The following is a 21033-nucleotide window of genomic DNA, read 5'->3' as shown; positions in this document are numbered from 1 at the left end:
GCCGGGCGGCCCCCCGGGCTGCCCGGGGCGGCGCGCCCCGACCAACCCGCCGCGGCCGCCGCCTTGTCCCCCGACCGACCGGGGAACTCGGCGGCGGCGCCTTTTCGTTGACAGAACACCAGACGCGTACAGAAACACCAGACGCGTACCAGAAAAACATCGGCGCACCAGAAGAACGGCGCAACCCACCGGACCCCGGTGTTCCACCTCACTGTGAGGTATGGCACGATGCTGGCCACCTCCCCCACCGGCACAGCCCTCACAGGAGACCCTCCTAGTGCAGAACCCCGCCGTCCCGGAACTGGCACACACCACCACCCGCCCCATCCACTGGCTGGCCACCGCGGCCGCACTCGCCGCCGTCATCGCGGGCTCCTCCTTCCTGCAACCCGACCCGGCGAACGCCGCACAGCCCGGCTCCGAGCCCTCCGGCAAGAGCGCGGCCGCCCCCGCGCCCGCCCCTGACGCCGACACCGTCACGTACCCCATCACCTGCGGAAACGCGAAACCAGTCGTCAAGAAGAAGGCCTCCGGCGACCTCGACGGCGACGGCAGACCCGAGACCGTCGCCGTGGTGCACTGCGCCGCCGGATCCGGCACCCCACCCGACGGCATCTACGTGATCACCCGCGCCACGGAGGGCAAGCCCCGCGTCGTCGCCACCCTCGTCGACCCACAGGACCGGCAGAACGTCAGCGACTTCGCCGTACGTGACGGAGCGATCACCGCCACCCTCCTCGGCTACTCCTCGACCGACGTGCCCCGCTGCTGCCCCGATCAGCAGGACGACGCCAAGTGGCAGTGGAAGGACGGCACGTTCGCCCGGTCCACACCGGCCGCCGCACACAGCGTGTGACGGAACCGACACGAGCAAGGGGTCTGTGCCCGCCGGTCACCGGCGGGCACAGACCCCTTGCTCATACGTGAGTTCGCGGCGGCCTCAGGCCGCGTCGGGACCGTAGACCTCGACGCTGTCCGAAACACGACGCACATGAATGCAGTCGCCCGGACACTCCTTCGCCGAGTCCACCACGTCCCGCAGAAGCGTCAGCGGAACGGGCGTTGTGGCGCCGGGCGCCTGCAACAGCTCGTCGTCGGAGCTCTTCACGTACGCGAGACCGTCGATGTCCAGCTCGAAGACCTCGGGCGCGTACTGCGCGCAGATGCCGTCGCCGGTACAGAGGTCCTGGTCGATCCAGACCTCCAGGGGATCGCCCTCAGGGCCGGTCCCAGCCTCGTTCTGCACGGTCATCTCTCCTGCCGATCGCTACGTCGAGCCAACCGACTTTGCGGTAAGTCGGGCCAGCCCTGACGGGTGTTGAACGCTTCGACGATACAACCGCCCGCTTTCCGATGTTGTTGGGTGGGTATTCACCTGGCGTGAGGGAGAGCGCAAGGGTGAAGATCGGACACACCCCGACCGTCTTTGTGATCTAGGGGTTTCAATCGACACCCACCCAGGTAGGGTCTGGAAGCGTCCAGCTCCCCTTGGAGGAGGTGAGGACCGTGGCAGCCCACGACGACGACATCAACCGCGGCATCCGGCCGGGGCGAGGGTCTGAAGACCCCGCCGGTCAGGTTGCCTATCTCGAGCAGGAAATCGCCGTCCTGCGACGCAAGCTCGCCGACTCTCCGCGTCATACGAGGATTCTCGAAGAGCGGATCGTCGAGCTGCAGACCAACCTGGCCGGCGTATCCGCACAGAACGAGCGGCTCGCCAACACGCTCCGTGAGGCCCGAGACCAGATCGTGGCCCTCAAGGAAGAGGTCGACCGGCTCGCACAGCCACCGGCCGGCTTCGGAGTCTTCCTCATGGCGAACGAGGACGGCACGGCGGACATCTTCACCGGGGGCCGCAAGCTCCGGGTGAACGTCAGCCCCAGCGTGGAGCTCGAAGAGCTCAGGCGCGGCCAGGAAGTCATGCTCAACGAAGCGCTCAACGTGGTCGAGGCCATGGAGTACGAGAGCGTCGGAGACATCGTCACCCTCAAGGAGATCCTCGAGGACGGCGAGCGAGCCCTGGTGATCGGACACACCGACGAAGAGAGGGTGGTCAGGCTCGCCGAACCACTCCTCGACGTCACCATCAGGCCCGGCGACGCACTCCTGCTCGAACCACGCTCCGGCTACGTCTACGAAGTGGTTCCCAAGAGCGAGGTCGAAGAGCTCGTCCTCGAAGAGGTTCCGGACATCGGCTACGAACAGATCGGCGGCCTGGGCAACCAGATCGAGCTGATCCGCGACGCGGTCGAACTGCCCTACCTCTACCCGGACCTCTTCAAGGAGCACGAACTGCGGCCGCCCAAGGGCGTGCTGCTCTACGGGCCCCCCGGCTGCGGCAAGACGCTCATCGCAAAGGCCGTCGCCAACTCCCTTGCCAAGAAGGTCGCCGAGGTGACCGGACAGGCCGCGGGGAAGAGCTTCTTCCTCAACATCAAGGGACCCGAACTCCTCAACAAGTATGTCGGCGAGACCGAGCGCCACATCCGCCTGGTCTTCCAGCGTGCCAGGGAGAAGGCGAGCGAGGGCACCCCCGTCATCGTCTTCTTCGACGAGATGGAGTCCCTCTTCCGCACCCGCGGATCCGGAGTCAGCTCGGACGTGGAAAACACCATCGTCCCCCAGCTGCTCGCCGAGATCGACGGCGTGGAAGGCCTGGAGAACGTCATCGTCATCGGCGCCTCCAACCGCGAGGACATGATCGACCCCGCGATCCTGCGCCCCGGACGACTCGACGTGAAGATCAAGATCGAGCGTCCGGACGCCGAGGCGGCGAAGGACATCTTCGCCAAGTACCTCACCGAGCGGCTCCCGCTGCACGCGGACGACCTCGCCGAGCACAGCGCCGACCGGCGCGCCACGGTGCACGGCATGATCCAGTCCGTCGTGGAGCAGATGTACGCAGAGTCCGAGGAGAACCGGTTCCTCGAGGTGACGTACGCCAACGGCGACAAGGAAGTCCTCTACTTCAAGGACTTCAACTCCGGCGCCATGATCGAGAACATCGTCGGCCGCGCCAAGAAGATGGCCATCAAGGCCTTCCTCGAAGCCAACCAGAAGGGCCTCAGGGTCTCCCACCTCCTCCAGGCTTGCATCGACGAGTTCAAGGAGAACGAAGACCTGCCCAACACCACCAACCCGGACGACTGGGCCCGCATCTCCGGCAAGAAGGGCGAACGGATCGTGTACATCCGTACGCTCGTCACCGGAAAGCAGGGCGCGGACACCGGACGCTCCATCGACACGGTGGCGAACACCGGTCAGTACCTGTAGAAGACAGGGCGGCTGCGGGTGTCCTTCACGGGTACCCGCAGCTGTCTGTTTTTCAATGAAGACAATGATCTCCCCACCAGCGCAAAGGCGCTCTAGGCTCTTCGGTACCGCCGAGTCGCGCAGTGCGGGGACGGGCACCGCACACGCACCGGAGAACCAGCGGTACTTGAGCGCCGTTCCCGAAGGGGAGCGCCGCCGGGCAAGGAGGGCCGCATGACCGTACGGCGAGTAATGGGCATCGAGACGGAGTACGGCATCTCCGTCCCCGGGCACCCCAACGCCAATGCCATGCTCACCTCGTCCCAGATCGTCAACGCCTACGCCGCGGCGATGCACCGGGCGCGACGCGCCCGCTGGGACTTCGAAGAGGAGAACCCCCTGCGGGACGCGCGGGGCTTCGACCTCGCACGCGAGTCCGCCGACGCCAGCCAGCTCACCGACGAGGACATCGGCCTCGCCAACGTCATCCTCACCAATGGGGCACGGCTCTACGTAGACCACGCACACCCCGAATACAGCTCACCCGAGGTCACCAACCCCTGGGACGCCGTCCTGTGGGACAAGGCCGGCGAGCGCATCATGGCGGAGGCCGCCGAGCGCGCGGCCCAGCTCCCCGGCGCCCAGCCGATCCACCTCTACAAGAACAACACCGACAACAAGGGCGCCTCCTACGGCACGCACGAGAACTACCTGATGAAGCGGGAGACCCCCTTCTCGGACATCGTGCGCCACCTCACGCCGTTCTTCGTCTCCCGACAGGTCGTCACCGGCGCGGGACGCGTCGGCATCGGCCAGGACGGCCACGAGCACGGCTTCCAGCTCAGCCAGCGCGCCGACTACTTCGAGGTCGAGGTGGGCCTGGAGACCACCCTGAAGCGGCCCATCATCAACACCCGGGACGAGCCGCACTCCGACGCGGAGAAATACCGCCGCCTGCACGTGATCATCGGCGACGCGAACCTCTCCGAGATCTCGACGTACCTCAAGCTCGGCACCACATCCCTGGTCCTCGCCATGATCGAGGACGGCTTCATCGCGGTGGACCTCGCCGTCGACCAGCCCGTGCGCACCCTGCACCAGGTCTCCCACGACCCCACCCTCAAGCGCCTGATCACTCTCCGCAGCGGCCGCACACTCACCGCAGTCCAGCTCCAGATGGAGTACTTCGAGCTGGCCCGCAAATACGTGGAGGAGCGGTACGGCTCCGAGGCCGACGAACAGACCAAGGACGTCCTCACCCGCTGGGAAGACGTCCTGGGCCGCCTGGAGAGCGATCCCATGAGCCTCTCCGGGGAGCTCGACTGGGTCGCCAAACGGGAGCTCATGGAGGGCTACCGCCGCAGGGACAGCCTCGACTGGGACGCCGCGAGGCTCCACCTGGTCGACCTCCAGTACGCGGACGTACGCCCCGACAAGGGCCTCTACAACCGCCTGGCGGCCCGCGGCAAGATGAAGCGCCTCCTGGACGAGCCGGCGGTCGAGCGCGCCCAGACGAAGCCTCCTGAGGACACCCGCGCGTACTTCCGCGGCCGCTGCCTGGAGCAGTACGCGGACGACGTGGCGGCCGCGTCGTGGGATTCGGTCATCTTCGACCTGCCCGGTCGCGACTCGCTGCAGCGGGTGCCCACACTGGAGCCGCTGCGCGGGACGCGGAACCACGTCAAGGAGCTCCTGGACCGCTGCCGCACGGCAGAGGACCTGGTTCGGGTGCTCTCCGGCGGCTGAAAGACCCGGCGTATGGGAATCATCGAGGTGGTCCCCGGACGTTGCAGTAACTACGGGGCCGATGTCAGACCTGGCTTATAGGGTCTGATCACGTACATCGAACCGAAATGAGCGGGGTGAGGTACATGGCGACCAAGGACACCGGCGGCGGACAGCAGAAGGCGACACGTTCCACCGAGGAGACCGAGGAGCAGGCGCAGGAAGCGCAGGGCTCCGAGGACCTCAAGGAGCGGCAGGAGAAGTTGAGCGACGACGTGGACTCGGTTTTGGACGAAATCGACGACGTACTCGAGGAAAATGCCGAGGACTTCGTGCGCTCATTTGTGCAGAAAGGTGGGCAATAACGGACATGGCGGGCGTCGAGCGGAAGCGGTGCCCCAAGTGTTCCCGAACGCTGTCGCTGTCCTCGTTTGCCGCTGACAGGAATCGACCGGACGGCCTTCAGGCGCATTGTCGGAAGTGTGTGGCGGAATACAGCGCTGCGCACTACCGGCGTCGCCAGGAGGCGCTGGGGAAGACTGTGCGCGAAAAGGTGGACGTTCCGTCCGGTCACAAGTTGTGCCGCACTTGCGGCGAGATCAAGCCGCACGGTGAGTGGCATCGCAATGCCACTGCATCTGACGGCCTGTCGACCCGCTGTAAGGCGTGCCGCGCAGAGCGGGGGCGAGTCGACCATCTCAAGCGCCAGTACGGCATGACCGAAGCCGAGCGCGACGAGATGATCGCCTCCCAGATGGGGATCTGTGTGATCTGCCTCAACGCCCCAGCCGTACATGTGGATCACTGCCACGAGACGGGTAGTGTCCGTGGCGTACTGTGCTTCAACTGCAATTCGGCCATCGGCAAGTTGGGAGACGATCCCGGCACCGTCCGCCGTGCGGCCGCATACCTGGAAGGAAACGCGTGGAAGCCAACACTCGTAGCACCGGGCGTCTACCAGCTGCCTTCCTGACGCCTGGTTCTTCGTCCTTCATGGACTTTCTGTCGGAGCATCAGCCCGAGATCCTGCCGGGCAACCGGCAGTTGCCGCCCACGCAGGGCGTCATCGAGGCGCCGCACGGCACGACGATCGTGGCGACGACGTTCCCCGGCGGCGTGGTGCTCGCCGGTGACCGGCGGGCGACCATGGGCAATGTCATCGCTCAGCGCGACATCGAGAAGGTCTTCCCGGCCGACGAGTACTCGGCCGTCGGCATCGCTGGCACCGCCGGTCTCGCCGTGGAGATGGTCAAGCTCTTCCAGTTGGAGCTTGAGCACTTCGAGAAGGTCGAGGGCGCCACGCTCTCCCTGGAGGGCAAGGCGAATCGGCTCTCCACGATGATCCGCAGCAATCTCGGCATGGCCATGCAGGGTCTGGCCGTCGTTCCGCTCTTCGCGGGGTACGACGTGGACCGTGAGAAGGGGCGCATTTTCTCGTACGACGTCACGGGCGGGCGTTCCGAGGAGCACGGCTTCGCGGCCACCGGTTCCGGTTCGGTGTTCGCGCGTGGTGCGATGAAGAAGCTCTACCGCAACGATCTGACGGAGCAGGAGGCGACGACGCTCGTCGTGCAGGCGTTGTACGACGCGGCGGACGACGACTCGGCGACGGGTGGTCCGGATGTCGCCCGTCGGATCTATCCGATCGTCACTGTGATCTCCGATGAGGGTTTCCGGAGGCTGGGGGACGAGGAGTCGTCCGAGATCGCCCGCTCGATCCTTGAGCGGCGTCTGGAGCAGCCCGACGGTCCGCGGGCCTCGCTGCTCTGATCGATCCGTATTCGCCACTGACTGAGTCACTGACAGAAAGGGACGGATAGCCGGTGTCGACGCCGTTCTATGTCTCACCCCAGCAGGCCATGGCCGACCGGGCGGAGTACGCCCGCAAGGGTATCGCCCGTGGTCGCAGCCTTGTTGTGCTGCAGTTCGCCGATGGCATCGTGTTCGTCGGCGAGAACCCGTCCCGTGCGCTGCACAAGTTCAGCGAGATCTATGACCGGATCGGCTTCGCGGCCGCCGGCAAGTACAACGAGTACGAGAACCTGCGGATCGGTGGCGTGCGCTATGCCGATCTGCGCGGATACACCTACGACCGTGACGATGTGACGGCCCGTGGGCTCGCGAACGTCTACGCCCAGACGCTGGGCACGATCTTCTCGAGCCAGGCGGAGAAGCCGTACGAGGTGGAGTTGGTCGTCGCCGAGGTCGGGGAGACGGCTGAGGGCGATCAGATCTACCGGCTGCCGCATGACGGTTCGATCGTGGACGAGCACGGCTCGGTCGCGGTCGGCGGCAATGCCGAGCAGATCAGTACGTATCTGGATCAGCGCCACCGGGACGGGATGACGCTGGCCGAGGCGCTGAAGCTGGCGGTGCAGTCGCTGTCCCGCGACACCAACGGCAGTGAGCGGGAGATCCCCGCGGAGCGGCTCGAGGTGGCGGTGCTCGACCGGACGCGGCCGCAGCAGCGGAAGTTCAAGCGGATCGTCGGGCGGCAGCTCGCGCGGCTGCTCGAAGGGGACGCTTCGGCGCCCACGGATGCCGCCTCCGACACGGAGGAGACGGACGCGGGTTCCGACTCCGCTTCCGAGTCCGGGTCCACCGAGGAGTAGTTCGGTTCGGCGTACGCCCCGTGGCCTGGCCTTCGGGCCGGGGTGCGGGGCGTTCGTGTGTGTGCAGTGCGTGGCTAGGGCGCGGGGGCGGTCGAGCCGCGGGCGATCAGTTCCACGGGGAGGGTGTCGAGGCGGGGGGTGCGGCCGTCGAGGACGGCGAGCAGTGAGGTCATGCCGTGTTCGCCGAAGCGTTCGGCGGGCAGGCGGACGGTGGTGAGCTCGGGTTCCACGGCGGTGGCCAGGGTGAGGTCGTCGAAGCCGGTCACCGAGAGGTCCTCGGGCACCCGCAGGCCCAGTCTGCGGGCGGCTTTGCAGGCGCCTGCGGCGAGGATGTCGTCGTCGCAGACGAGTGCGGTGGGGCGGGGGCCTGGCGTGGCGAGTGCGGTCTCCGTGACGGCGCGGGCGTCGTCGACGGTGAGGGGTGCCCGCACGGTGCGTACGGCGGCTCCGGTGCCCTGCAGTGCTCCGGCGAGGGCGTCGGCGCGTACGTCGAAGGTCCAGGTGTCGACTCCTGCCGCGAGGTGCAGGAAGTCGCGGTGGCCGAGGGACAGGAGGTGTTCGGTGACGCGGCGCATGCCGTCGGCGATGTCGAGGTTGACGGTGGCGGTGCCGAGGCTGCCGGTGGGGTCGCTGTCGAGCATGACGAGGGGGAGTTCGTCGCCTCGGATGGTGGCGAGGGCGTCGGAGGCCATGGAGGAGGCGAGGACGCCGTCCAGGGAGGCGCGCGCGGAGTCGAAGGGGTCGCGGGCGGGGCCGACGCCGTCGGGGGAGGGGTAGAGGACGACGCCGAAGCCGTGTTCGGCGGCGACGCGGGCGGCTCCGGTGTAGACGCGGGCGAAGAATTCGTTGGTGAGGGCGGGGACGACGAGGAGGGCGGTCCTGGTCCTGCCGAGGCGGAGGTTGCGGGCCGCGAGATTGGGCCGGTAGCCGAGTTCGCGGGCGGTGGCGCGGACCCGCTCGGCGGTGCGCTCGGCGACCCGGCCGCGCCATTTCTCGCCGAACACGAGGGAGACGGTGGCCTGGGACACCCCGGCGGCGCGCGCGACGTCGCGGCTCGTGGGGCGCGTGCCCGCGGTCTCCTGCTGTGGCCCGGCCACTCCTGGTACCTCCCTGGTTGGTGCCGCGGGACGTCCATGAGGTGGACCCGCGGTGAGCGCTCATGGTACGTATGACGCTCGACGTTATACGTAAAACCTTGGCGCGTCGGTGCCGGGCGAGGGGCGGGAAGCATGGCTGCCGGATACGTGGAGATCCTCCGGACGAGATACGCCGGGCGGCTGCTCGCCGGCACGCTGGTGGGCCGGCTGCCGAATGCGACGGCTGCCATCGCCATCGTGCTGTTCATCCGCGCCGAGGGCGGGACGTACAGCCTGGCCGGTGGTCTGGCCGCGGTGTACGGCGTCGCCAACGCGGTGGGGCAGCCGCTGCTCGGCCGCCTGGTGGACCTCTACGGGCAGCCGCGGATCCAGCTTCCCGCCGCAGTGCTCTCGGCGCTCGGTATGGGGGCCTTCGCCTTCACGGGGCCGGACTCGCTCGCGGCGGCCTATGTGGCGGTGGGCGCGGCCGGACTGTTCACGCCGCCCCTGGAGGGCGGCCTGCGCGCGCTGTGGCCGAGCGTCCTCGGCAAGGAGGGGCAGGTGCACACGGCGTACGCCATGGACGCCATCGCCCAGGAAGTCATGTTCACCGTCGGCCCGTTGGTCATCACCGGCAGCGTCGCGCTCTGGTCGGAGCAGGCCGCGCTGCTCGTCGTGAACGCCATCGGGGTCCTGGGCGCTCTCTCCGTAGTGCTGTCGAAGCCCTCGCGCGCGTGGCGCTCGGCGCCCCGCGAGGCGCACTGGCTCGGCGCGCTGCGCTCCAAGGGGCTGCTCACGCTGCTCGGCGCGTTCCTCTTCATTGGCATGGCGCTCGGCTCCATCACCGTGGCCGGCGTCTCGTACGCCGACGGGCACGGGGGTGACGCGGTCTACGGCTGGATGATGGCGGCGATAGGTCTCGGCGCCCTGGTCGGCGGTTCCGTGTACGGGGCGCGGCAGTGGGGCGGCGTACCGGAGAAGCGTCTTACCGTCCTGGTGGCCCTGTTGGCGCTCTGCTACTGGCCGTTGACGCTGACCCCCGGAGCGGTCGCCATGGTGGCGCTCACGGCTGTGGCGGGCGTCTTCCTGGCGCCGGCGCTCGCGTGTGCGTTCATCATCGTCGACCGGCACGCACCGCGGGGCACGGTCACTGAGGCGTTCTCCTGGCTTGTGACGACGTTCACCGTCGGTGCGTCCCTCGGAACGGCCGCCGCGGGCCCGGTCGTCGAGTGGGGCGGGACGGTGTGGGGCTTCGCGGTGCCGGGCCTGGCGGGAGTGGCCGCGCTGCTTGTTCTGCTGGCCACGGGCCGGGTGCTCGCGCTGCCCGCGGATTCGGCGGTCGTTGCGAGTTCATCGGAAAATGATCGAAACGGTGCTGTCGAACCCGGTTTCAGTGCAGGGCATAAGGCGTAATGTTCAGTCATGGACCGCCGCATTTTCGGGCTGGAGAACGAGTACGGCGTCACGTGCACGTTTAGGGGGCAGCGCCGTCTGTCACCTGACGAGGTGGCGCGCTACCTCTTCCGCCGTGTTGTGTCATGGGGCCGCAGCAGCAACGTCTTTCTGCGGAACGGCGCCCGCCTCTATCTTGACGTGGGGTCACATCCGGAATACGCAACCCCGGAATGTGACAACGTGACCGAGCTGGTCACCCACGACAAAGCGGGCGAGCGCATTCTGGAAGGCCTGCTCGTCGACGCCGAACGCCGCCTGCACGAGGAGGGAATCGCGGGCGACGTCTATCTCTTCAAGAACAACACCGACTCGGCGGGAAACTCCTACGGCTGCCACGAGAACTATCTGGTGGCCCGGCACGGGGAGTTCTCGCGGCTCGCGGACATCCTCATTCCGTTCCTGGTCACGCGGCAGCTGCTGTGCGGCGCGGGCAAGGTGCTGCAGACTCCGCGCGGTGCCGTGTACTGCGTGAGCCAGCGTGCCGAGCACATCTGGGAGGGAGTCTCCTCCGCGACCACCCGCTCCCGGCCGATCATCAACACCCGCGACGAACCGCACGCGGACGCCGAGCGCTACCGCAGGCTGCACGTCATCGTCGGCGACTCGAACATGTCCGAGACGACCATGCTCCTCAAGGTCGGCGCCACCGACTTGGTGCTCCGCATGATCGAGGCGGGCACGGTGATGCGTGACCTGACCCTGGAGAACCCGATCCGGGCCATCCGCGAGGTCAGCCACGACATCACGGGCCGCCGCAAGGTGCGCCTGGCCAGCGGCCGCGAGGCCTCGGCCCTCGAAGTGCAGCGCGAGTACTACGACAAGGCCGTGGACTTCGTGGAGCGCCGCGGCATCCGCACGGGCACGGTCGAGCAGGTCCTGGAACTGTGGGGCCGCACGCTCGACGCGATCGAGGCCGAGGACCTCGACCGGATCGGCACCGAGATCGACTGGGTCATGAAGTACAAGCTCATCGAGCGGTACCGCGCGAAGAACAACATGACCATGTCGCACCCCCGGGTCGCGCAGATAGACCTCGCGTACCACGACATCCACCGCCGTCGTGGCCTGTACTACCTCCTGGAGCGAAAGGGACAAGCCGCCCGTATCTGCAACGACTTGAAGATCTTCGAGGGCAAGTCGGTGCCCCCGCAGACGACCCGCGCGCGGCTGCGCGGTGACTTCATCCGCCGGGCCCAGGAGCAGCGCCGCGACTTCACGGTCGACTGGGTGCACCTGAAGCTCAACGACCAGGCGCAGCGCACGGTTTTGTGCAAGGACCCCTTCCGGTCGGTGGACGACCGGGTGGAGAAGCTCATCGCCGGTATGTGATCGCCGGTATGTAAACCCCTGAGACGGGTGGTGCGTTGCGGGAACGCAACGCGGGGCGCCGTACGTTCCTCGTACGGCGCCCTTCTCCATGCGTAGAGTTGCGCGCACGCCAACCGACAAGATCGACCGATACGAGGCCCCCACCGTGCGCCGACGCTCACTTCTCCTTGCCGTTCCGGCCGGCCTGCTCACGCTGGCCGGGTGTGGTGACGACAAGGCCGACAAGGCCAAGTCCAGCGACAGCCCGTCCCCTTCCAACCCGAACTCGGCCGCGCCGAAGGCGAAGATCGTGGACGGGCCCGTGCCCGAGATCACGAAGGGGGCGAAGTTCGGCCAGAAGCCGACCGTCGCGAAGGGGAACGGCAAGCCGTCCTCCGACCTCGCGGTCAAGACCCTGATCCAGGGCAAGGGGGCCGAGGTCAAGAAGGGTGACTACCTCCAGGCCAGCTACCTCGGCCAGATCTGGGCCACGGCGAAGGTCTTCGACAACTCCTACGACCGGGGCAACCCCACGGTCTTCCCGATCGGCGTCGGCCAGGTCATCCCCGGCTGGGACCAGGCCCTGGTCGGCAAGAAGCTCGACAGCCGAGTGGAGCTCGCCATCCCCCCGAAGATGGGGTACGGCAAGGAGGGCAACAAGCAGGCGGGCATCAAGGGCGACGACACCCTGGTCTTCGTCGTCGACCTGGTGAACACCTTCAACGCCAAGAGCTCGGCCAAGGGTGACGAGGTCGCGCAGTCCAACATCGACCTCCCCAAGGTCGGCACGAACACGGTCGGCAAGGCCCCCTCGATCGACGTCCCGAAGAAGGACGCCCCGAAGAAGCTCGTCGCGAACTACGTCATCGAGGGCGACGGCGACGAGATCAAGGAGACCGACAGCCTGCTGTGCCAGTACAAGGGCGTGCTGTGGGCCGACGGCAAGGAGTTCGACTCCTCGTACAAGAGCGGTCAGCTCGCCTCGTTCCAGCTTGCGCAGGTCGTCAAGGGCTGGGCGCAGGGCCTGACCGGCAAGAAGGTCGGCAGCCGTGTCCTGATCGTCGTCCCGCCGGAGCTCGGGTACGGTGACCAGCCGCCGCAGGGCAGCACCATCAAGAAGGACTCCACGCTGGTCTTCTCCGTGGACATCCTCGCGAAGATGTGACGCCGGGCGAAGATGTAAGACTGTCCGCGCATGACCATCCGTATCAAGCAGGAGCATTTTCGTGAGCATTGACAAGCCCGAGGTCGATTTCCCGGGCGGCGAGCCGCCGGCCGAGCTGCAGATCAGGGACATCTGGGAGGGCGACGGCGCGGTCGCGAAGGCCGGCGACTTCGTCAAGGTCCACTACGTGGGCGTGGCCTTCGGCACGGGCGAGGAGTTCGACGCGAGCTGGAACCGCGGCAACCCGCTGGAGTTCCAGCTCGGTGCCGGCCAGGTCATCTCCGGCTGGGACCAGGGCGTCCAGGGCATGAAGGTCGGTGGCCGGCGCGAGCTGATCATCCCCGCGCACCTCGCGTACGGCGACCGCGGCGCCGGCGGCGGCCGTATCGCCCCGGGCGAGACGCTGATCTTCGTCTGCGATCTCGTCTCCGTCTGAGCGACGACTGGGGCCAGGGTCTGATCAGACCTGTCCACCGAGGGTCCATGCCTGTCCTGGCATGGGCCCTCGGCTTTTGCCAGGACACCCCAGGGCGGTACGGTCGCGGTCGGAAGCATTGCTGAGAAAGGGCGTCGATGGCCATTGCCAAGGCCGAGCGGCTGATGAACCTGGCGCTGTGTCTGCTCGGGACGCGGCGGCCGCTCAGCAAGCGCGAGCTGCGCGAGTCCATCGAGGCCTACGTCGAGGCCTTCGGGACCGGTGGGGGACCGGCGGGCTCCGACGACTCCTTCAACCGGATGTTCGAGCGCGACAAGGACGATCTGCGCGAACTCGGCCTGGTCATCGAGACGGTGGAGAATCTCGACGGCGACGTCGGCTACCTCGCCCGACGCGACAGCAACCGCCTCCCGCCCATCACCATCGACGCCGAGGAAGCCGCCGCGCTCGGCCTCGCGGCCAAGGTCTGGCAGCAGGCCCGCCTCGCCGGAGCCGCCAGCGGCGCCCTGCAGAAGCTGCGCGCCGCCGGGCTGCCCGAGGACGTCGACCCGTACGAGGCACACAGCGCCCTCGAACCGCGCATCCCCGTGCACGAGGCGTCCTTCGAGCCGCTGATGCTCGCCTGCCGCGACCGCCGCCCCGTCGTCTTCGACTACCGCAAGGCCACCGCGGCCCGCCCCGAGCAGCGGCACGTCGAGCCGTGGGCGCTCGAGTGCTGGCGCGGCCACTGGTACCTGGCGGGCTGGGACCGCGACCGCGGGGCCGAGCGGGTCTTCCGGCTCTCCCGCATCACGGGCAAGGTGCGCGCCCGCGCCGGAAAGTTCACCGCCGACGTCCCCGACGTGGTCACGGTGCGCGAGACCGTGGCGAGCTGGGCGGGGGAGAGCGCTGACCGCTCCGCCCTCATCCGGCTGCGCACGGGCGCGGGCTATCCGCTGCGGGCCAAGGCCGCCCACATACGCGAAGTGGGCGAAGGGTGGGACGAGTTGGAGATTCCGTACGGGCACGGGCTCGATGCCTGGCTGGTGGAGTTCGGGCCCGATGTGGTGGTCCTGGAGCCCGCGGAGCTGCGGGCCGACGTCGTGGACCGGCTGCGCGCCGTGGCCAAGGGCTGAGGGGACGTACCGAGAATGGCCTCGAACGCCATCGACCAGACCCGGCGGATGCTCTCCCTGGTGACCTATCTGCGCGAGCGCCCCGGCGCCCACGTCAGCGATGTCGCCCGCGCCTTCGGGATCACCCAGGACGAGCTGATCTCCGACCTGGACGTGCTGCCGCTGTGCGGGACCAGCTTCCGCGGCGGCGACCTGCTCGACATCGACACCGACGGCGACCGCATCTGGTGGCACAACCCGGACGACGTGGCGGCCCCCCTGCGGCTCGCCGCCGACGAGGCCACCGCGCTCCTGGTGGCCGCCCGTGCCGTGTCCACACTGCCCGGGCTGCGCGAGAGCGACCGGCAGGCGCTGCTGCGCGCCACCGCCAAGCTGGAGACCGCGGCCGGCGAGGCCGCAGGGGCCAGCGCACGCCTTTCGGTCACCTTCGAGTCCGAGGGCGGCGTCTTCGCGGACGTCGACCGCGCCATCTCCGAGCGGCGCAGGCTCTGGCTGCGCTACTACTCGCCGGCCCGCGACGAGCTCACCGAGCGCGAGGTCGACCCGATCCGGCTCTTCGCCGTGGGGCACACGTACATGGAGGCGTGGTGCTACCTGTCCGAGGCACGCCGCACCTTCCGCCTCGACCGGGTCGCCGAGATCAGGATCCTGGACGAGGCGTCGTCGCCGCCCGAGGTCGAACTGCGTGATCTCTCCGAGGGGCTCGTGCAGCCCGCCGCCGAGGACCCCGAGGTGGTCATCGAGGTCGGGCCGGGCGGCCGCTGGGTCGCCGAGTACTACCCGCACGACAGCGCCGAGGAACTCCCCGACGGCGGACTGCGGATCACGCTGCGCACCCCCGACCCCACCTCGCTGCGCAGGCTCGCGCTGCGGCTCGGCGGGGATGGGCACATCGTCTCCCCGGCCGATCTCGCGGACAGCGCGCGGCAGGCGGCGCGTGAGGCCCTCGCGGCCTATGACCGGCACCCGGACGGGCCGTACGACAGGCAGGAGCAAGGACGTTGAACACAAGCATCATGTCCGAGATTCCCGGAATGTCGAGAATCGCCCCTGTGCTCTTCAAGGCCGCCTGCCCCGACTGCCGGGCCCGCTTCGAACTCTCCGCGGGCGCCCTGCGGTTGGCCATCGGCGCATCGGCCCGCACCACCTTCTACTCCTTCACCTGCCCCGAGTGCGGCGTCGCGGTGCGCAAGCCCGCGGGCGAGCGCATCGTCGAACTCCTCACCGGTGGCGGGGTGCGGACACTGCGTCTGCACTCGACCGTCTAGGCTCGGCGCATGTTCTGGGCGATGCTGGCGATTGCTGTGGGGTTCTGCGGCCTGGCCGTGCTCGGCGTTCTGGCGATCCGGGTCTTCCTGGAGGCGCAGCGCCTGAGCCGTCAAGTGACGGAGACCACACAGCGGATCAATCGCGCGGCGGAGGATCTGGAAGCGGCGGCGACGGGCGTGGCCCGCGCGGGCCGAGATGTCCTTTAGATCCTGTGAATCCGGCAGGGGCCGCAGAGGCGCGCATCGACACCGCGGCCTGTCAACTTCCCTTGTGCGGCAGGTACGCTGCTTGAGCGGCCCGGAGTGCGAGGCGCGGGCCGCAACTGGGAGTACGCACAGGGATTGCCCTGCGTTCACCCCTGAGCGTTACGATCGCTGCCAGCACGGTGGCCGGACAGACGAGTCCGGCCTGTCCGGCAGCCCCGCCCCTGCCGCCTCGGTGAGAAGGTAAAGACCTATGTTCGGAAAGATCGGCGCCCCCGAGATCATTCTCATTCTCGTCGTCATTGTTCTGCTGTTCGGCGCGAAGAAGCTTCCCGACATGGCCCGGTCGCTCGGCAAGTCCGCGCGCATCCTCAAGAGCGAGGCCAAGGCGATGAAGACGGACGGCAAGAAGGACGAAGCCGCCCCGGCCGACCCGCCCAGCGACCCTTCCGCCGCTCAGCCGCGCACCATCCAGGCCGCGCCCGGCGACGTGACCAGCTCGCGCCCGGTCACCGAGCCCACCGACAGCACCACCAAGCGCTGATCCAAGGCCGGCGACGGCCGGCCTGCCGCACGAGATGAGGACGTGGGTTGCTCAAGTCTGCCCGCAAGAAGGAACAGGATCCCGAGGGGCGGATGCCTCTTGCGGAGCACCTGCGTGAGCTCCGCAACCGGCTCGCGAAGGCCGTGCTGGCCATCATCGTCGTCGCGATCGTCGCTGCCTTCTTCTACAAGGACATCATCGAGTTCTTCACGGACCCGATACTGAGTTCCGTAGGGTGCGAATCCAGCTTCGCCGAGCTGGCGAAGAAGGGCGGGGACGAGACCTGCGCGCGCATCGTGCTGAACGGTCTGATCACGCCGTTCACACTTGCCCTGAAGATCTCCCTGATGGCCGGCGTGGTGCTCGCGTCGCCGATCTGGCTGTACCAGCTGTGGGCGTTCGTCGCCCCTGGCCTGCACAAGAGCGAGAAGAAGTACGCCTACGCATTCGTGGGCGCCGGCTTCCCGCTGTTCATGTGCGGTGGGTTCTTCGCGTACAAGACGCTGCCGACCATGGCGCGGGTGCTGCTCGACTTCTCACCCGGCGGTGTCGACAACCAGCTCCCGCTGGATGAACTGATCGACCTGGTCACCCGTATGGTGATCGTTTTCGGTCTCTCCTTCGAGCTGCCGCTGCTCCTGGTCATGCTCAACCTCACCGGAGCCATCACCGGCAAGCGGATGCTCGGCTGGTGGCGCGGGATGATCATGGGCATCACGGTCTTCGCGGCCGTGGCGACGCCCAGCACGGACCCGCTGACCATGATCATGCTCGCCGGGCCGATCTGGGTGCTGTACTTCGCGGCCACCGCGTTCTCGCTCCTCAACGACCGGCGCAAGGCCAGGATCGATGCCGCAGGGCCCGACGACGACGAGGCGTCCGACCTCGATCTGACGCCCGAGGACGTCGGCGAGATCGAGTCCGTATCGGCCAGCAGGGCCCTGCCGCAGCAGAGCAGCACGGACCGGGATCGGGTAAACGGTTTCGACGACGTGACCTGACCTTGTAGGGTCCGGCCGTGACCAGCGAGATCACCCTCTTCGTCAATCCCACCGCGGGCCGCGGCCGGGGCGCCCACGCGGCGCAGCCGGCCGCTTCCGCGTTGCGGGCAGCAGGCTTCTCCGTACGCACGGTCATCGGCGAGGACGCCGCCGACGCGCTGCGCCGGGCGCGGGACGCCGTCGAGGGCGGCACGGGAGCGCTGATAGCCGTCGGCGGCGACGGCATGACGAGCCTCGCGCTGCAGGCCGTCGCCCAGACGGACACCCCGCTGGGGGTGATCGCCGTGGGCACCGGCAACGACTTCGCCCGAGCGCTCGGGCTCCCGGTGCGGGACCCTGCGGCCGCCGGGGCGGTCGTCGCCGACGCGCTCGACGCGGGACGGACCAGCGCCGTCGACCTGGGCCGGGTCGGCAAGACCTGGTTCGGCACCGTGCTCGCATCCGGCTTCGACTCACGGGTCAACGACCGGGGCAATCGCATGCGCTGGCCCACCGGGCGCTTCAAGTACGACCTCGCGATGCTCGCCGAGCTGGCCGCCTTCAAGATCGTCCCGTACCGGATCACTCTGGACGACGGGGAGGTCCACGAGGTCGAGGCGACGCTCGTCGCCGTCGGGAACGGATCCTCGTACGGCGGAGGCATGAAGATCTGCGCCCGCGCCGACATGACCGACGGACTCTTCGACGTCACCGTCGTCGGCGACTGCAGCCGCACGACGCTCCTGAAGGTCTTCCCGCGCGTCTACAAGGGCACGCACCTGGACCATCCCAAGGTCACCGTCCACCGGGCGCGGAAGGTCGAACTCGCGGCCTCGGGCGTGACCGGATACGCGGACGGAGAGCAGCTGGGGGCCCTGCCGCTGAAGGCCGAGTGTGTGGCGGGGGCCGTGCGCATCCTGGTGCCCGAAGGGTCTCCGGGGCCGTAAGACAGATAATGATCGTCCGTTGTCAGTGGTGGCCGGTAGGCTCGAAAGCACGATGACAGAGGACCTCTCACCGGCCGAGCGGTACGCGGCGGCGCGCGAGCGCGCTGCCGAGCAGGCCACCGCACTCGCGGGCTTCCGCGAGATGTACGAATTCGGCCTCGACCCCTTCCAGATCGAGGCCTGCCAGGCGCTCGAGGCGGGCAAGGGCGTGCTCGTGGCCGCCCCCACGGGCTCGGGCAAGACGATCGTCGGCGAGTTCGCCGTGCACCTGGCCCTGCTGCAGGGCAAGAAATGCTTCTACACGACGCCGATCAAGGCGCTCTCCAACCAGAAGTACGCCGATCTGGCGAAGCGGTACGGCGCGGACAAGGTCGGCCTGCTGACCGGCGACAACAGCGTCAACTCCGACGCTCCGGTGATCGTGATGACCACCGAAGTGCTGCGCAACATGCTGTATTCGGGCTCGCAGTCGCTCCTCAACCTCGGCTATGTGGTGATGGACGAGGTGCACTACCTCTCCGACCGCTTCCGTGGCGCCGTCTGGGAAGAGGTGATCATCCACCTCCAGGAATCGGTCACGCTGGTCTCCCTGTCGGCGACGGTCTCGAACGCGGAGGAGTTCGGCGACTGGCTGGACACCGTGCGCGGCGACACCCAGGTGATCGTCTCCGAGCACCGGCCCGTGCCGCTGTTCCAGCACGTGCTTGCCGGGCGCCGGATGTACGACCTCTTCGAGGAGGGCGAGGGCCAGAAGAAGACGGTCAACCCCGACCTCACGCGCATGGCGCGGATGGAGGCCAGCCGTTCGTACAACCCGCGCGACCGCCGCAAGGGCAAGATGGTCCGCGAGGCCGACCGTGAGCGCGAGCGCCGACAGCGGTCGCGGATCTGGACGCCCGGCCGCCCCGAGGTCATCGACCGGCTCGACTCCGAGGGCCTGCTGCCCGCCATCACGTTCATCTTCAGCCGCGCGGCCTGCGAGGCCGCCGTGCAGCAGTGTCTGTACGCGGGGCTGCGGCTGAACGACGACGAGGCGCGGATGCAGGTCCGCCGGATCGTCGAGGAGCGCACGGCCGCCATCCCGGACGAGGACCTGCACGTCCTGGGCTACTACGAATGGCTCGAAGGCCTGGAGCGCGGCATCGCGGCGCACCACGCGGGCATGCTGCCCACCTTCAAGGAGGTCGTCGAGGAGCTGTTCGTGCGCGGGCTCGTGCGCGCCGTCTTCGCCACCGAGACGCTCGCCCTCGGCATCAACATGCCTGCGCGCAGCGTGGTGTTGGAGAAGCTCGTCAAGTGGAACGGCGAACAGCACGCCGACATCACCCCGGGCGAGTACACGCAGTTGACCGGCCGCGCCGGGCGGCGCGGCATCGACATCGAGGGCCATGCGGTCGTGCTGTGGCAGCGCGCCATGAGTCCGGAGCACCTCGCGGGGCTCGCAGGCACCCGTACGTATCCGCTGCGGTCCAGCTTCAAGCCGTCGTACAACATGGCGGTGAACCTGACCGAGCAGTTCGGGCGGCACCGCTCGCGCGAGCTCCTGGAGACGTCCTTCGCGCAGTTCCAGGCCGACAAGTCGGTCGTGGGGATTTCGCGGCAGGTGCAGAAGAACGAGGAAGGTCTTGAGGGCTACAAGGCCTCCATGACCTGCCACTTGGGGGACTTCGACGAGTATGCGCGGCTGCGCCGCGAGCTCAAGGACCGGGAGACCGAGCTCGCCAAGCAGGGCGCCAACCAGCGCAGGGCGGCGGCCGCCGCCGCTCTGGAGAAGCTCAAGCCCGGTGACGTCATCCACGTCCCGACCGGGAAGTACGCGGGCCTGGCGCTCGTCCTCGATCCGGGGATTCCCGCGGGACGGGTCAACGGCCATCGGGGCTTCGAGCACCAGGACGGTCCGCGGCCGCTGGTGCTTACCGCCGAGCGGCAGGTCAAGCGGCTGGCGGCGATGGACTTCCCGGTGCCGGTGGAAGCCCTCGACCGGATGCGGATCCCGAAGTCGTTCAACGCGCGTTCCCCGCAGTCGCGCCGCGACCTGGCGTCCGCGCTGCGCACCAAGGCCGGGCACATCGTGCCCGAGCGGCACCGCAAGGGGCGCGCTGCCGCCGCCGACGACCAGGAGATCGCCCGGCTGCGCGCGGAGCTGCGCGCGCACCCCTGCCACGGCTGCGACGAGCGCGAGGACCACGCGCGCTGGGCTGAGCGCTACCACCGCCTGCGGCGGGACACCGTTCAGCTGGAGCGGCGCATCGAGGGGCGTACGAACACCATCGCGCGTACCTTCGACCGGATCGTCGCGCTGCTCACCGAGATGGACTACCTCCGGGGTGACGAGGTCACCGAGCACGGCAAGCGGCTGGCCCGGCTGTACGGCGAGCTGGACCTTCTGGCGAGCGAATGCCTGCGGGAAGGCGTGTGGGAGGGGCTCAGCCCGGCCGAACTGGCCGCGTGCGTCTCGGCGTTGGTGTTCGAGGCGCGGATGGCGGATGACGCCCTCGCCCCCAAGCTGCCCTCCGGGAAGGTGAAGGCCTCGCTCGGCGAGATGGTGCGGATCTGGGGGCGGCTCGATGCCCTGGAGGAAGAGTTCAAGATCAACCAGACGGAAGGGGTCGGACAGCGCGAGCCCGACCTCGGCTTCGCCTGGGCGGCGTACATGTGGGCGTCGGACAAGGGCCTCGACGAGGTGCTGCGGGAGATCGAGATGCCTGCCGGGGACTTTGTGCGGTGGTGCAAGCAGGTGATTGATGTGCTGGGGCAGATTGCGGCGGCGGCGCCTCGGGAGGGGTCCACTGTGGCGAAGAACGCCCGTAAGGCTGTGGATCAGTTGCTGCGAGGGGTTGTGGCTTACAGCTCTGTCGGCTGACGGTGGGGGAGGGTTCACCGAGGAGGACTTCGACGGCGTGGTGGACGCCAACTTCAAGGGCGTCTTCTTCACCGTCAAGCACG

At 68.3% G+C, this 21033-nt stretch carries 21 protein-coding genes; 19 read left to right on the top strand and 2 right to left on the bottom strand.

Features of this window, described 5'->3' with window-relative positions; genetic code table 11:
* The first annotated feature begins 277 nt into the window (after positions 1-277).
* Positions 278-856, top strand: coding sequence for a hypothetical protein (locus AB0O76_RS20815; protein WP_365493087.1), 579 nt, complete (start codon positions 278-280; stop codon positions 854-856).
* Between the two features lie 84 nt (positions 857-940).
* On the opposite strand, the gene AB0O76_RS20810 is transcribed toward AB0O76_RS20815, so the two are convergent.
* Positions 941-1252 carry a ferredoxin gene (locus AB0O76_RS20810; RefSeq protein WP_266868853.1) on the bottom strand — a complete coding sequence of 104 codons (312 nt, stop codon included), beginning with the start codon at positions 1250-1252 and terminating at the stop codon, positions 941-943.
* Between the two features lie 254 nt (positions 1253-1506).
* On the opposite strand from AB0O76_RS20810, the gene arc reads away from it, so the two are divergent.
* The 6 genes from arc (at position 1507) to prcA (ending at position 7589) form a co-directional block, all read left to right on the top strand.
* Positions 1507-3273, top strand: coding sequence for a proteasome ATPase (gene arc / locus AB0O76_RS20805; protein WP_365493083.1), 1767 nt, complete (start codon positions 1507-1509; stop codon positions 3271-3273).
* Between the two features lie 213 nt (positions 3274-3486).
* The gene (gene dop, locus AB0O76_RS20800) at positions 3487-4998 is read left to right on the top strand and encodes a depupylase/deamidase Dop (RefSeq protein ID WP_365493080.1); all 1512 of its coding nucleotides are present in this window, start codon (positions 3487-3489) and stop codon (positions 4996-4998) included.
* A gap of 125 nt (positions 4999-5123) precedes the next feature.
* Entirely contained in the window at positions 5124-5342 is a 219-nt protein-coding gene (locus AB0O76_RS20795; protein ID WP_365493077.1) for a ubiquitin-like protein Pup, read from the top strand.
* Between the two features lie 5 nt (positions 5343-5347).
* A complete protein-coding gene (locus AB0O76_RS20790) occupies positions 5348-5950 on the top strand; it encodes an endonuclease VII domain-containing protein (protein WP_365493074.1) in 603 nt (200 codons plus the stop codon).
* Positions 5902-6747 (top strand): proteasome subunit beta, encoded by an 846-nt coding sequence (gene prcB, locus AB0O76_RS20785; RefSeq protein WP_249590987.1) that lies wholly within the window; start codon positions 5902-5904, stop codon positions 6745-6747. Before AB0O76_RS20790 ends, prcB begins: the two co-directional genes overlap by 49 nt.
* A gap of 53 nt (positions 6748-6800) precedes the next feature.
* Positions 6801-7589: a proteasome subunit alpha gene (gene prcA / locus AB0O76_RS20780; protein ID WP_365493071.1), complete on the top strand. Its 789-nt coding sequence runs from the start codon at positions 6801-6803 to the stop codon at positions 7587-7589.
* Positions 7590-7663: 74 nt separating this feature from the next.
* Here prcA and AB0O76_RS20775 read toward each other — a convergent pair whose 3' ends face one another.
* Positions 7664-8686 (bottom strand): LacI family DNA-binding transcriptional regulator, encoded by a 1023-nt coding sequence (locus AB0O76_RS20775; protein WP_365493068.1) that lies wholly within the window; start codon positions 8684-8686, stop codon positions 7664-7666.
* A gap of 132 nt (positions 8687-8818) precedes the next feature.
* Here AB0O76_RS20775 and AB0O76_RS20770 point away from each other — a divergent pair, with 132 nt between their 5' ends.
* The 12 genes from AB0O76_RS20770 to AB0O76_RS20715 all read left to right on the top strand — a co-directional run bounded on the left by AB0O76_RS20770 (position 8819) and on the right by AB0O76_RS20715 (position 20950).
* A complete protein-coding gene (locus AB0O76_RS20770; protein WP_365493065.1) occupies positions 8819-10078 on the top strand; it encodes an MFS transporter in 1260 nt (419 codons plus the stop codon).
* Between the two features lie 9 nt (positions 10079-10087).
* The gene (gene pafA / locus AB0O76_RS20765; RefSeq protein ID WP_365493062.1) at positions 10088-11449 is read left to right on the top strand and encodes a Pup--protein ligase; all 1362 of its coding nucleotides are present in this window, start codon (positions 10088-10090) and stop codon (positions 11447-11449) included.
* A gap of 145 nt (positions 11450-11594) precedes the next feature.
* Positions 11595-12593, top strand: a complete 999-nt coding sequence (locus AB0O76_RS20760; protein ID WP_365493124.1) for an FKBP-type peptidyl-prolyl cis-trans isomerase — start codon at positions 11595-11597, stop codon at positions 12591-12593.
* Between the two features lie 61 nt (positions 12594-12654).
* Entirely contained in the window at positions 12655-13029 is a 375-nt protein-coding gene (locus AB0O76_RS20755; RefSeq protein WP_365493060.1) for an FKBP-type peptidyl-prolyl cis-trans isomerase, read from the top strand.
* A 137-nt stretch (positions 13030-13166) separates the two neighbouring features.
* Positions 13167-14144 (top strand): WYL domain-containing protein, encoded by a 978-nt coding sequence (locus tag AB0O76_RS20750; RefSeq protein WP_365493057.1) that lies wholly within the window; start codon positions 13167-13169, stop codon positions 14142-14144.
* Between the two features lie 15 nt (positions 14145-14159).
* On the top strand, positions 14160-15149 hold the full coding sequence (locus AB0O76_RS20745; RefSeq protein ID WP_365493054.1) for a WYL domain-containing protein: 990 nt from the start codon (positions 14160-14162) through the stop codon (positions 15147-15149).
* An 11-nt stretch (positions 15150-15160) separates the two neighbouring features.
* The gene (locus tag AB0O76_RS20740) at positions 15161-15412 is read left to right on the top strand and encodes a hypothetical protein (RefSeq protein ID WP_266869912.1); all 252 of its coding nucleotides are present in this window, start codon (positions 15161-15163) and stop codon (positions 15410-15412) included.
* A gap of 9 nt (positions 15413-15421) precedes the next feature.
* Positions 15422-15619: a hypothetical protein gene (locus AB0O76_RS20735; RefSeq protein ID WP_266868865.1), complete on the top strand. Its 198-nt coding sequence runs from the start codon at positions 15422-15424 to the stop codon at positions 15617-15619.
* Between the two features lie 250 nt (positions 15620-15869).
* Positions 15870-16160, top strand: coding sequence for a Sec-independent protein translocase subunit TatA (gene tatA / locus AB0O76_RS20730; RefSeq protein WP_344520689.1), 291 nt, complete (start codon positions 15870-15872; stop codon positions 16158-16160).
* A gap of 47 nt (positions 16161-16207) precedes the next feature.
* A complete protein-coding gene (tatC, locus tag AB0O76_RS20725) occupies positions 16208-17161 on the top strand; it encodes a twin-arginine translocase subunit TatC (protein WP_365493049.1) in 954 nt (317 codons plus the stop codon).
* 17 nt (positions 17162-17178) lie between these two features.
* The gene (locus AB0O76_RS20720; RefSeq protein WP_365493046.1) at positions 17179-18087 is read left to right on the top strand and encodes a diacylglycerol kinase; all 909 of its coding nucleotides are present in this window, start codon (positions 17179-17181) and stop codon (positions 18085-18087) included.
* 52 nt (positions 18088-18139) lie between these two features.
* Positions 18140-20950 (top strand): DEAD/DEAH box helicase, encoded by a 2811-nt coding sequence (locus AB0O76_RS20715; RefSeq protein WP_365493043.1) that lies wholly within the window; start codon positions 18140-18142, stop codon positions 20948-20950.
* Positions 20951-21033 lie beyond the last annotated feature (83 nt).

The organism is Streptomyces sp. NPDC086554 (assembly GCF_040686095.1).
Classification (GTDB): Bacteria; Actinomycetota; Actinomycetes; order Streptomycetales; family Streptomycetaceae; genus Streptomyces.
The sequence above is the reverse complement of the archived record's forward strand: the minus strand, read 5'-3'. Positions and strand labels throughout refer to the sequence as shown.

Bases quoted from the DNA above. Each gene is read 5' to 3' on its own strand.
- AB0O76_RS20810 (WP_266868853.1), bottom strand. From the start codon at position 1,252: ATGACCGTGCAGAACGAGGCTGGGACCGGCCCTGAGGGCGATCCCCTG.
- dop (WP_365493080.1), top strand. From the start codon at position 3,487: ATGACCGTACGGCGAGTAATGGGCATCGAGACGGAGTACGGCATCTCC.
- AB0O76_RS20795 (WP_365493077.1), top strand. From the start codon at position 5,124: ATGGCGACCAAGGACACCGGCGGCGGACAGCAGAAGGCGACACGTTCC.
- AB0O76_RS20790 (WP_365493074.1), top strand. From the start codon at position 5,348: ATGGCGGGCGTCGAGCGGAAGCGGTGCCCCAAGTGTTCCCGAACGCTG.
- AB0O76_RS20770 (WP_365493065.1), top strand. From the start codon at position 8,819: ATGGCTGCCGGATACGTGGAGATCCTCCGGACGAGATACGCCGGGCGG.
- pafA (WP_365493062.1), top strand. From the start codon at position 10,088: ATGGACCGCCGCATTTTCGGGCTGGAGAACGAGTACGGCGTCACGTGC.
- AB0O76_RS20750 (WP_365493057.1), top strand. From the start codon at position 13,167: ATGGCCATTGCCAAGGCCGAGCGGCTGATGAACCTGGCGCTGTGTCTG.
- AB0O76_RS20745 (WP_365493054.1), top strand. From the start codon at position 14,160: ATGGCCTCGAACGCCATCGACCAGACCCGGCGGATGCTCTCCCTGGTG.
- AB0O76_RS20740 (WP_266869912.1), top strand. From the start codon at position 15,161: ATGTCCGAGATTCCCGGAATGTCGAGAATCGCCCCTGTGCTCTTCAAG.
- AB0O76_RS20735 (WP_266868865.1), top strand. From the start codon at position 15,422: ATGTTCTGGGCGATGCTGGCGATTGCTGTGGGGTTCTGCGGCCTGGCC.
- tatA (WP_344520689.1), top strand. From the start codon at position 15,870: ATGTTCGGAAAGATCGGCGCCCCCGAGATCATTCTCATTCTCGTCGTC.
- AB0O76_RS20715 (WP_365493043.1), top strand. From the start codon at position 18,140: ATGACAGAGGACCTCTCACCGGCCGAGCGGTACGCGGCGGCGCGCGAG.